The following is an 11902-nucleotide window of genomic DNA, read 5'->3' as shown; positions in this document are numbered from 1 at the left end:
ACAGCCAATCTTTTGTTAACCTTAAATCTAATACTATGAAAAACACATTGCAAATATACATATATTGGATAACTTCACAAATAAAATAAGAAGAAAAAGGTACTTTGTAACATTGATTAAAGGTTGATTCCTTTTATTCAATCTTTATTAAGATTTTTATCTCTTGTGTGTTTGAATGCCGTACTTCTTATGTCTCTATTACGTATATTCCAGATGACAGTCTCAAAAATATTGATTCCTCTCTTTAAAGATATGGTATATATTTGAAATATTTTTCTTGCTTGCATGTCTCTCTAAGATATTTTTGAAAGGGATTTATAAAGGGATGAAGGAATTTCCTCCTATAAATAGGTAATTTCCTCCCTATAAGTAGGAGTTTTCAGTTTTATGGGGAAAAATCATTTTTTACTTTTGTTCCATCGAAAGATAAATGATATAAAATGGCAAATCATAAAAAAATAAAGGAATTATGAAAACGAATGTGTTCAAATACTTCAGTTTAACCTTAATGGCTGTGATGATGGTTAGCCTTGTTTCTTGTGAAGTGGAAATTGACAGCTTTTATGATGATGATAATATTGGCGGCGGATACTATGCCCGTTCATCGGAATTGTGTAGCCGCACATGGGTGAGTTACTATTGGGATATGGACGGTAATCGTTGCCGGCAGGAACTGGATTTCTTCTTGGACCGTACAGGGATTGATTATATACGGGTGGAGTATCCAAACGGGATTGTAGATGAATACGAGTATGGATTTCGTTGGAGTTGGGAAAATTATGCACAGACATCCATCCGGATGTCTTACGGTCCGAACGATGTTTCCTATTTAGACGATGTGTATCTTGGAGGAAACAGACTGACCGGTTATTTGGACGGACGAAACAACTATGTGGAATTTATGGGAAGATAAGTAGTAAAGCGAGTGATGGAATGATAATTAAGAAGGTACAGGTAAAAAGAAAGTAGAAAGGAAAAGACAAGAATATGCCGGGCATTCATAGCGGAACGGCAAGTAAAAAGGTAAAAGATTGCCGGTGAAGTTTCAGGATACAAAATTTGGGTATAAATAGGGCACGAAATGAAAGCTTAAAAGTTTTGAACGGGACTAAATAGTTTTTATCTTTGCGCCCTATTAGTTTATTATATACATGGAATGGTTATCTGGTCTATTTCTTGAACATTCGGCCTTACAGGCTGTTGTGGTTCTTTCATTGATTTCTGCAATAGGTCTGGGATTGGGAAGAATACATTTCTGGGGGGTCTCCTTGGGAGTCACTTTCGTTTTTTTTGCAGGTATTCTGGCCGGGCATTTAGGGCTTTCGGTTGATTCGCAAATGTTGAATTATGCAGAAAGTTTCGGTTTGGTTATCTTTGTTTATTCTTTAGGGTTGCAAGTCGGTCCGGGTTTTTTCAGTTCTTTCCGAAAAGGTGGTGTGACATTGAATCTATTGGGACTGGGAGTAATACTTTTGGGAACCTTATTAACAGTAGTTGCCAGTTATGTAACGGGAGTATCGCTTCCTGATATGGTTGGTATCCTTTGTGGAGCAACGACGAATACGCCGGCATTGGGTGCTGCCCAGCAGACATTAAAACAAATGGGAATGAATAGCAGTACTCCGGCTTTGGGATGTGCCGTTGCATATCCGATGGGAGTAGTCGGAGTAATTCTTGCCGTGTTACTTATCCGTAAACTATTGGTTCGTAAGGAAGATTTGGAGATAAAAGAGAAAGACGATGCGAACAAAACTTATATTGCGGCATTCCAGGTGCATAATCCGGCTATTTTTAATAAAAGTATCAAAGATATAGCTCACATGAGCTACCCGAAGTTTGTTATTTCCCGTTTGTGGCGTGACGGGCATGTCAGCATCCCGACTTCTGACAAAGTATTGAAAGAAGGTGACCGCTTGCTTGTCATTACGGCAGAAAAAGATGCTCTGGCCTTGACTGTTCTTTTTGGAGAACAGGAAAACACGGATTGGAATAAGGAAGATATTGACTGGAATGCTATTGACAGTGAACTTATTTCACAACGTATTGTTGTAACCCGTCCCGAACTGAATGGAAAGAAACTCGGTTCGCTTCGTTTGAGAAATCATTACGGCATTAATATCAGCCGTGTTTATCGTTCGGGTGTGCAATTGCTCGCTACTCCGGGATTGGTGCTTCAACTGGGCGACCGCTTGACAGTGGTAGGGGAGGCCGCTGCTATTCAGAATGTAGAGAAAGTATTAGGAAATGCAGTGAAGAGTTTGAAAGAACCGAACCTTGTTGTAATATTTATCGGCATTGTTTTGGGATTGGCGTTGGGAGCTATCCCGTTCTCCATTCCGGGTGTCAGTAGTCCGGTAATGTTGGGATTGGCCGGTGGACCAATTATCGTGGGTATCCTTTTAGGAACATTCGGACCGCGGATACACATGATTACTTATACTACCCGTAGTGCAAATCTGATGTTGCGCGCTTTAGGGCTTTCCATGTATTTGGCTTGTTTGGGGCTGGATGCCGGAGCCCATTTTTTTGATACGGTATTCCGTCCGGAAGGGCTGTTGTGGATTGCCTTGGGAGCGGGATTAACGATTATTCCGACAGTGTTGGTCGGAATTTTAGCCTTTAAGGTAATGAAAATAGATTTTGGCAGTGTCTCCGGAATGTTATGCGGGAGTATGGCAAATCCGATGGCGCTGAATTATGCGAATGATACGATACTGGGTGACAATCCTTCGGTCGCTTATGCTACGGTTTATCCGTTGTGTATGTTTTTGCGAGTGATTATCGCACAAGTACTGTTAATGTTCTTGTTGAATTGAATTTTGAAAAATAATAGGCAGATTGCATGAAAAGTACTATATTTATTGCGACTAATCCGGCTATTGAAGTTGGGAGAAAGATAATAAATTGGAATCTGCCGATAAATAAGTGTAAGTGGTAAATGATAAAATAGCATATAAAATGACTGCTCAAAGTAACATAACTCCTGAAAGTATTATGGGTGATCTCCGTTACCTCCAGCTACTTTCCCGAAGTTTTCCTACTATTGCCGATGCAAGTACGGAAATTATTAATCTGGAGGCTATACTGAATCTGCCTAAAGGAACTGAACATTTTCTGACAGATGTACATGGCGAATATGAGGCTTTTCAACATGTACTGAAAAATGCCTCCGGTGCGGTAAAGCGCAAAGTAGCCGAGATATTCGGTAATACTCTTCGTGAGGCGGAGAAAAAAGAACTCTGCACACTGATTTACTATCCTGAAGAGAAACTTCAATTGGTGAAGGCACGCGAAAAAGATTTGGACGACTGGTATCTGATTACTTTAAACCAATTGGTGAAGGTATGCCAGAATGTTTCTTCCAAATACACCCGTTCTAAAGTTCGTAAATCATTACCGTCCGAGTTCTCCTATATCATTCAGGAATTGTTGCATGAATCTTCCATTGAGCCGAATAAACATGCTTATATCAATGTAATTATCAGTACAATTATATCTACAAAGCGGGCGGATGATTTTATCATTGCAATGTGTAACCTGATTCAACGGCTGACAATTGATTCTCTTCATATCGTAGGGGATATTTATGACCGTGGACCCGGTGCGCATATTATCATGGATACTTTATGCAATTATCATAATTTTGATATTCAATGGGGAAACCATGATATTCTTTGGATGGGGGCTGCTTCCGGCAATGACAGTTGCATTGCCAATGTGATTCGCATGTCTATGCGTTACGGCAATTTGGGAACGCTTGAAGACGGTTATGGAATCAATCTGCTTCCGTTGGCAACTTTTGCAATGGATACTTATGCTGATGATCCTTGTACGATTTTTATGCCGAAAATGAATTTTGCCGATACTCATTATAATGAGAAAACTCTGCGTCTGATTACTCAGATGCATAAAGCGATTACCATTATCCAGTTCAAGCTGGAAGCTGAGATTATTGACCGTCGTCCTGAATTTGGAATGGCAAATCGGAAGCTTTTGGAAAAGATAGATTTCGAACGTGGCGTTTTTGTATATGAGGGGAAAGAATATGCTCTGCGTGATACGAACTTCCCGACGGTAAATCCTGCCGACCCTTACCGCCTGACGGATGAAGAACGTGAATTGGTAGATAAGATTCATTATTCGTTTATGAATAGTGAGAAATTGAAGAAGCATATGCGCTGCCTGTTTACGTATGGTGGGATGTATCTGGTTTCTAATTCGAATCTTCTGTACCATGCTTCTGTTCCTTTGAATGAGGATGGCAGTTTTAAACACGTTAAGATACGTGGCAAGGAATATTGGGGGCGTAAGTTGCTGGATAAAGCCGACCAGTTGATTCGTACCGCCTATTTTGATGAAGAAGGTGAAGAAGATAAGGAGTTTGCTATGGATTATATCTGGTATATGTGGTGTGGTCCGGAGGCTCCTTTGTTCGATAAGGACAAAATGGCAACTTTTGAGCGTTATTTTGTAGAAGACAAAGAGCTGCATAAAGAGAAAAAAGGATATTATTATACATTACGTGACCGGGAGGATATTTGTGATAAAATCTTGGAAGAGTTTGGTGCTTCCGGTCCTCATTCTCATATAATCAATGGTCATGTGCCGGTAAAAACGATAAAAGGTGAACAACCGATGAAAGCTAACGGCAAGCTTTTCGTTATAGACGGCGGATTCTCAAAAGCTTACCAGCCGGAGACGGGTATTGCAGGATATACTCTTGTTTATCATTCTCATGGCATGCAACTTGTACAGCATGAGCCGTTTCAGTCACGTCAGAAGGCAATCGAAGAAGGATTGGACATTAAGTCTACTAATTTTGTTCTTGAATTTAATTCACAGCGTATGATGGTGAAAGATACCGATAAAGGAAAAGAGCTTGTGACACAAATTCAGGACTTGAAGAAATTGCTTGTGGCCTATCGTACCGGGTTGATTAAAGAAAAGGTGTAGTTACTTCGTTTCACTACAGATTAATACGGATTTTTTTAGGGATTCAGTGAATTCCACATTTTGAGATTCGAATGAAGAGTAAGTTCCTTTTACGGTTATTTGCTCTTCATTTTTTATTTCTTCTATTTGGGGATAGAGAGATACTCATAAAATAAAAGATATAAGGCAACTTACTCGCAATGAATCAGTAGCCTTATATCTTTTTTACAGGAAGGCAATGGTTGGATTATCATTAAAGAATACCTCTCCTATAAAAACCATATCACTCTGTGATGAAACAGATTAGAAAAGGACAATCCCGGCTTCAACAATCGCACCTTTATCATAATTACCGGATTTATGATAGAATCTGGTTAAGCCATAACCGCCTGTCGCGAAAATACCGAATTTCGGTGCAAACTGGTATTCCAGATTTATACGGGCCTGTAGTGCATAAAGGCGACGGGGGATTATTTCATTTTTATTGTCAAAAGCTTCTATATGCTGATATCCGATATCTCCGCTGACAGAGAGTCCCTTATACACAGGAAGGGATAATCCGGCACGATAGGATACATTGGCGGAAAACTTGCCGTCCAGGTTTTGATACATGGAACCTACTCCCAGGATTGTATAAAACAACTGATTTTTAAAGCGCACGCCGATATTGGCAGGAGTAACATTGCCGCCGTATATCATCATTTGCACCTTCGTGTCGGGATTGGCATTCACGAGTCCGAGTTGTAATCCTTTCATTTCTTCCCTGTAATAATTGACCAGACCGATTTGTAAACCGCGGGCCTGGGTCGCATAATTGCACAAAGCTACCTGTAAGCCGTTCAATTTATCGGCAGTAATGTTAGCGATACCTGCAATTTGCAAACCATTCATATCTTTACCGACCACATTCAGAAGACCGGAGGTTACCACCCCGTTAAAACTCTCTCCTGTGATATTAGCCGCACCGGAAAGCTGGCATCCGGAAGCCATATTACCCGTCACATTCATGAAACCGCTCATCATTATTCCTGACGTGTTGTCTCCTCCTATGTTGGTAAGGCCACCGATAATTACTCCTTTTGTCCCGTCACCGGTAATATTCACTAAGCCGGCAGTAGAAAGCCCTATGGTATTGTTGCCGCTAATATTACTGATACCTGCAATTTGCACTCCCCTCATCGTTCCTCCTGCCAGATTAGCGAGCCCGGTAATCTGTACGCCGTTCATATCACCATGTATTACGCTTCCCAATGCATTGATGCCGACTCCGTTGAGGCGGTTTAATGTAGATAAGAAACCGATATTTACATAAGTTGTCTGTGTACTGTCATACGGTTGCGTACATATGTCTTTCCAAATGGAGATATTGATACCCGCACTCTTATTCTGTGCCGGCAAACAAACGGCAGCCATGAGAATAGCTGCCGTGAGTATTGTTATTCTTATTTTCATTCTTATATATATTTTCATTTTTCTTGATTCGAGTGAAAAAAGATGCTGAAACCGAATTCTATCCTTTCGCTTCTTGATATAAATATCGTTTGATACTCTTTTTCGGCGTTTTCTCAAATTCTTCCGGATAAATCTTCATTTTTGAAATCTGGCTGTACGCCGGTAACATGGTATTCAATGTTACCCGGTTTTCTTCCATAACCCGTTCGATATCCTCATTGTTCAGTCCGTGGGCGAAAGCATCGTCGAAATCAGGGTAAACAAGTCCGACAAGTTTTTCATTTTGCTGTACGATTATGCTTTCAGCCACGTAAGGCAAGTTATTTAATTTATCTTCTATTTCTTCCGGATAGATATTTTGTCCGCTGGCGCTGAGCAATAAATTCTTGCTGCGTCCTTTAATAGTCACATTGCCTTCGGCATCCATTAATGCAAGGTCGCCTGTATGCAACCAACCGTCTTTATCTATCACTTCCTGTGTCGCTTCTTCATTCTTGTAATATCCCAGCATCACATTCGGTCCTTTGCAGACAATCTCGCCGACTATATGTTCCGGGTCGGGAGAAAGGACACGCACATCCATACGCGGTGCGGCTTTTCCACATGAACCCGGCTTGAACCGCCTCCAATCCTCGTAGCAGATGATTGGTCCGCATTCCGTCATTCCATATCCCACCGTGTATGGGAAATCAATCATTTTCAGGAACTGCTCCACCTCTTGGTTGAATGCCGCCCCTCCGACGATAATTTCTTTGAAATTTCCGCCAAAGGCCTTAATCATTTCTTCACGTACGGTCGCTTTGATTTTATCATTGATAATGGGAACCTTTAATAAGATTTTCATAGCCGGAGTTTCCAATTTAGGAAGTACACTTTTCTTGATAATCTTTTCGATAATCAACGGTACTGCTATAATCAAACTCGGCTTAACTTCTTCGAATGCCTGGAAAATAATTTTCGGACTCGGCATGCGGGTGAGGAAATAAATGTGGCAGCCGACGGAAAATTCGTAAAGGAATTCGAAAGCCAGTCCGTACATGTGTGCCATAGGCAGCATGGATACGATTTTATCCCCGGCTTCCAGTTCCAGTACCTCGAAAGCGAATTTAGTATTCGACCACAAACTGCGGTAAGGGAGCATGACTCCCTTTGAATAGCTGGTTGTTCCGGAAGTATAATTGATAACAGCCAGTTCTTCGGGTTTATCTTTATGGTATTCAATATGTTCTTTACGGAAATTTTTCGGATATTTCTTACCGAACATTTCATTGAGATGTTCACGTGCATGAGTCAGCCGTTCGCTACGGGATACCAGCAGAGTAAAGTCGTTCATCATCAGAATACCTTCCAGTAACGGCATTGCCGCTTCATTCAGGTTTTCCCAAACCATATCCCCTACAAATAAGAGCTTGGCTTCGGAATGATTGACGATATTATGTACGTTATCTGCTTTAAACTCATGAAGAATGGGAACAATTACTGCTCCGTATGTCAACGTCGCGAGGAAAGTTACCCCCCAATGGGAACTGTTTCTTCCGCATACGGCAATCTTATCTCCTTTACGTATTCCACTTTCTTCAAAAATTATATGGAGTTTTTCGATTTTGCGGGCTACATCTTTATACTGAAGGGTGGCTCCCTTGTAATCTGTCAGGGCATCCAAGTCCCAGTTGTTCTTGATACTGTTTTCAATGTAAGCTATAAAACTTTGTTCCATTGTTTTTTGCACATTTGGTATTAAATTGTGCAAATATAGCAATTAAATTAAGAATGAAGAATTAACTATGAAGAATTTTTGGAAACGGAGGTAAGGAAGGAAAATTAATCGGTAGCAGGTATGAAATATGCTATTAGCCGGATAAATTATCTTCATCTCTAAAATAATTATGCTAATAGCATATTGGTAGGTCAGTTTTATTCTTTATTTCAAGTACCATTCGTACATCTTTCGTACACCTTCCTCAATATCGATTTTGTGGTGCCATCCCAAAGCGTGCAATTTGGAAGGGTCGGTCAACTTGCGCATTGTACCGTCCGGTTTATTGCTGTCGAAAGTCAGTTTACCTTGATAACCGACCGTTTTAGCGATGTATTCGGCAAGTTGGCGGATTGTAATTTCTTTTCCCGTCCCGATATTGATATGACAGTTGCGAACCTCCTTACAGCCTTCTTTGCAAATATCCTTGAAGTTTACGTGCTCCATAACAAATACACTGGCATCTGCCATCTCTTCACTCCATAGGAATTCACGAAGGGGAGTGCCTGTACCCCATAATGTCACCTGCGTATCACTGATACCGTATTTATTTAAGATAGCCAGGATTTCCTTCTTCGGGCTGTCCCCGTTTATACCTTCTACAGGACGTAAGTCCATATCTTTACGAACAGCCTCCCAATTGTTTTCTTTCAGACAATGTCCTAAATGAATCTTGCGAATCATAGCAGGTAATACGTGGCTGCGTTCCAAATCGAAGTTGTCGTTCGGTCCGTAAAGGTTGGTCGGCATCACCGCGATGTAGTTCGTGCCATATTGTAAGTTAAAACTTTCACACATTTTCAGACCCGCTATTTTTGCGATGGCATACGGCTCATTGGTATATTCCAACGGAGAAGTAAGCAATGCCTCCTCTTTCATCGGTTGTTCGGCGTCACGCGGATAAATACATGTACTGCCGAGAAAAAGCAATTTTTTTACATTATGACGGAAACTCTCTCCGATGACATTTTGTTGGATTTGCAGGTTCTTGTAAATAAAGTCAGCGCGGTAAATACTGTTTGCCATGATACCTCCTACAAAAGCGGCGGCAAGGAATACATACTCCGGCTGTTCTTCGTCGAAAAAACGGCGGACAGCCACACCGTCCAGCAAATCGAGTTCTTTATGTGTACGGCCTATAAGACGGGTATATCCTTTCTCCTGCAAATTTCTCCAGATAGCAGAGCCGACGAGACCGTGATGTCCTGCTACGTATATTTTCGCATTCTTTTCCATTCTTCCTTTTTTAGATTCGGCACAGAGGAAATAGAGAAATGATAAGAGATTTTCTCGTAGTTTCCTCAGTGTACATGGGAACTGTTTAATGTTTGTTTGCAATCATGCGTCTCACCTTCTCCATATCATGGCGGACCATAATGCTTACCAACTCTTCAAATGAAGTCTTACGGGGATTCCAGCCCAGCAATGTTTTTGCTTTGGTAGGGTCGCCTAGCAACTGTTCTACTTCCGCCGGTCGGAAATATTTGGAATCGACTTCTACCAACGTCTTTCCGGTAACAGCGTCAACACCTTTCTCATTTACGCCTTCACCTTCCCAACGGAGTTCGATACCTGCTTCCCTGAAAGCCAGCGTTGCGAATTCGCGGACTGTGTGCATTTCTCCCGTAGCGATAACGAAATCTTCCGGTACGTCATGTTGCAGCATCAACCACATGCATTCTACATAATCTTTGGCATATCCCCAGTCACGGCGTGCATTCAGGTTACCCAGATACAATTTGTCCTGTTCACCCTGTGCGATACGGGCGGCGGCAAAAGTTATCTTACGGGTTACGAACGTTTCGCCCCGGCGTTCGCTTTCATGATTAAAAAGGATACCGTTTACGGCGAACATTCCATAACTCTCACGGTAGTTTTTAGTAATCCAAAAACCGTATTGTTTGGCCACCCCGTATGGAGAACGAGGATAGAACGGTGTTGTTTCTTTTTGTGGCACTTCCTGTACTTTACCGAAAAGTTCGGAGGTAGAAGCCTGGTAAATGCGGGTTTTCTTTTCCAATCCCAGAATACGTACGGCTTCAAGCATGCGCAACGTACCGATGGCATCGGCTTCGGCAGTGTATTCCGGAACATCAAATGAAACTTTTACATGGCTTTGAGCTGCCAAGTTATAAATTTCATCGGGTTGCACCTGCTGGATGATACGAATCAGGGAACTGGAATCTGTCATGTCCCCGTAATGCAGATTGATTGTACGTTTTTGTTTCATGTCACGTACCCATTCATCAAAATATAAATGTTCGATACGTCCTGTATTGAATGAAGAGGAACGGCGGAGAATACCGTGGACTTCATAGCCTTTTTGCAAAAGAAACTCGGCAAGATAAGAGCCATCCTGCCCCGTGATGCCTGATATTAGGGCTTTTCTCATATATTTTAATCGTTTATTTGAAATAATTACAGGGCAAATGTCGCTATTTTCGATGACTCCTGCAACCTGTATCCTATTTATTTTTCAGCACAGTTTTTCAGCACGGTTCTTGCCCATTATTTTATCGATAATCAAGGCGATAGCACCGTCTCCCGTTACATTACAAGCCGTACCGAAACTATCCATAGCAATGTAAAGGGCAATCATTAGCGCCTGTGCCGATTCATCAAAACCTAGTATGGACTGCAGGATTCCCAATGATGCCATGATTGCTCCTCCCGGAACACCCGGCGCGGCTATCATGGTGATTCCCAACATGAAGATAAATCCCGCAAACAGAGACAAATCGAACGGCATTCCCTGCATCATCATCAGCGCCAATGCGCAAGCCACGATTTTCAGTGTACTGCCTGACAAGTGAATGGTTGCGCATAACGGAATCACGAAACCAGCGATACCGGCGGACACTCCGTTTTTCTTTGTCTGCTCCAGTGTGACCGGGATAGTCGCTGCCGAAGATTGCGTGCCTAACGCCGTAAAATATGCAGGCATCATTTTGGCAAGTAACTTAAACGGATTCTTGTGTACGAATAATGCGGCTATGGAATATTGGAATACTAACAGGAAGATGTGCAGGATGAATATTACTCCGATGATTTTAATGAATACCATTAAGATGGAATATACCTGACCGGAATGAGTCATATTCAGAAAGATTCCAAAAATATAGAGCGGAAGCAACGGCAAAATTACCGCGCTAATCATGCGTACGATGATTTCCTGAAAATCCCGTGCAACGTTTTTTAATGCGTCACTATGCAACGAAGCCAGCCCCAGACCTACGACGAATGCAAATACCAATGCTGTCATGACATTCATTAGGGGTGGAATAGAGACGGAAAAATAAGGCAGGATACCTTGTGCCTCACTTACTTCTTCGAGTGGCACACCCGGTTCGATGAGTGACGGGAATATCGTGATTCCTGTAAAATAGGATAGAAAGCCGGAGAACAAAGTGGCGGAATAGGCAATCAGGGTGGTGACAAGTAACATTTTCCCCGCCCCTTTACCGATATCGGCAATCGCTACAGTCACTAGTCCTACAATTATCAGTGGGATAGAGAAATTGAGAAATTCGCCGAAAACACCATTGAAAGTAACAAATATCCGTACCAATGGAGCAGGGAAGACCGTACCGATGGCAATTCCCAATATGATAGCGATAATGATGCGCGGCAGTAGCCCGATTTTGACCTTTTTCATTCTCGTTTTTATTTGTATAGAGTACAAAAATAATATTTTAATCTAAATATAACGAACAAATGCTCTTTTCAAATGTTACTAAGATAAACGATATTTCAAATATACAA

8 protein-coding genes are annotated in these 11902 nt (G+C 41.6%); 3 read left to right on the top strand and 5 right to left on the bottom strand.

What is annotated here, in order from left to right:
- Nucleotides 1–469: 469 nt before the first annotated feature.
- From Q5076_RS09355 to Q5076_RS09345, 3 genes are all read left to right on the top strand, one after another.
- On the top strand, nt 470–913 hold the full coding sequence (locus Q5076_RS09355) for a hypothetical protein (RefSeq protein ID WP_303012681.1): 444 nt from the start codon (nt 470–472) through the stop codon (nt 911–913).
- Nucleotides 914–1151: 238 nt separating this feature from the next.
- Entirely contained in the window at nt 1152–2816 is a 1665-nt protein-coding gene (locus tag Q5076_RS09350; protein WP_303012679.1) for a putative transporter, read from the top strand.
- Between the two features lie 142 nt (nt 2817–2958).
- Nucleotides 2959–4953, top strand: coding sequence for a fructose-1,6-bisphosphatase (locus Q5076_RS09345; protein ID WP_303012678.1), 1995 nt, complete (start codon nt 2959–2961; stop codon nt 4951–4953).
- Between the two features lie 282 nt (nt 4954–5235).
- Here Q5076_RS09345 and Q5076_RS09340 read toward each other — a convergent pair whose 3' ends face one another.
- The 5 genes from Q5076_RS09340 to Q5076_RS09320 form a co-directional block, all read right to left on the bottom strand.
- Nucleotides 5236–6384 (bottom strand): hypothetical protein, encoded by a 1149-nt coding sequence (locus tag Q5076_RS09340; RefSeq protein WP_303012677.1) that lies wholly within the window; start codon nt 6382–6384, stop codon nt 5236–5238.
- A 58-nt stretch (nt 6385–6442) separates the two neighbouring features.
- Entirely contained in the window at nt 6443–8101 is a 1659-nt protein-coding gene (locus tag Q5076_RS09335; protein ID WP_303012676.1) for a long-chain fatty acid--CoA ligase, read from the bottom strand.
- 204 nt (nt 8102–8305) lie between these two features.
- The gene (locus tag Q5076_RS09330; protein WP_303012675.1) at nt 8306–9376 is read right to left on the bottom strand and encodes a GDP-L-fucose synthase; all 1071 of its coding nucleotides are present in this window, start codon (nt 9374–9376) and stop codon (nt 8306–8308) included.
- Between the two features lie 85 nt (nt 9377–9461).
- Nucleotides 9462–10532 carry a GDP-mannose 4,6-dehydratase gene (gene gmd, locus Q5076_RS09325; protein WP_303012673.1) on the bottom strand — a complete coding sequence of 357 codons (1071 nt, stop codon included), beginning with the start codon at nt 10530–10532 and terminating at the stop codon, nt 9462–9464.
- Nucleotides 10533–10616: 84 nt separating this feature from the next.
- Nucleotides 10617–11795 carry a dicarboxylate/amino acid:cation symporter gene (locus Q5076_RS09320; protein WP_303012671.1) on the bottom strand — a complete coding sequence of 393 codons (1179 nt, stop codon included), beginning with the start codon at nt 11793–11795 and terminating at the stop codon, nt 10617–10619.
- Nucleotides 11796–11902 lie beyond the last annotated feature (107 nt).

Origin of the sequence: uncultured Bacteroides sp., assembly GCF_958445495.1 — a bacterium.
Taxonomy (GTDB): Bacteria; Bacteroidota; Bacteroidia; order Bacteroidales; family Bacteroidaceae; genus Bacteroides.
The sequence above is the reverse complement of the archived record's forward strand: the minus strand, read 5'-3'. Positions and strand labels throughout refer to the sequence as shown.

What these genes read in the sequence shown, in the direction of transcription:
- Q5076_RS09355 (WP_303012681.1), top strand. Translation starts at nt 470, where the DNA reads ATGAAAACGAATGTGTTCAAATACTTCAGTTTAACCTTAATGGCTGTG.
- Q5076_RS09350 (WP_303012679.1), top strand. Translation starts at nt 1,152, where the DNA reads ATGGAATGGTTATCTGGTCTATTTCTTGAACATTCGGCCTTACAGGCT.
- Q5076_RS09345 (WP_303012678.1), top strand. Translation starts at nt 2,959, where the DNA reads ATGACTGCTCAAAGTAACATAACTCCTGAAAGTATTATGGGTGATCTC.
- Q5076_RS09340 (WP_303012677.1), bottom strand. Translation starts at nt 6,384, where the DNA reads ATGAAAATAAGAATAACAATACTCACGGCAGCTATTCTCATGGCTGCC.
- Q5076_RS09335 (WP_303012676.1), bottom strand. Translation starts at nt 8,101, where the DNA reads ATGGAACAAAGTTTTATAGCTTACATTGAAAACAGTATCAAGAACAAC.
- Q5076_RS09330 (WP_303012675.1), bottom strand. Translation starts at nt 9,376, where the DNA reads ATGGAAAAGAATGCGAAAATATACGTAGCAGGACATCACGGTCTCGTC.
- gmd (WP_303012673.1), bottom strand. Translation starts at nt 10,532, where the DNA reads ATGAGAAAAGCCCTAATATCAGGCATCACGGGGCAGGATGGCTCTTAT.
- Q5076_RS09320 (WP_303012671.1), bottom strand. Translation starts at nt 11,795, where the DNA reads ATGAAAAAGGTCAAAATCGGGCTACTGCCGCGCATCATTATCGCTATC.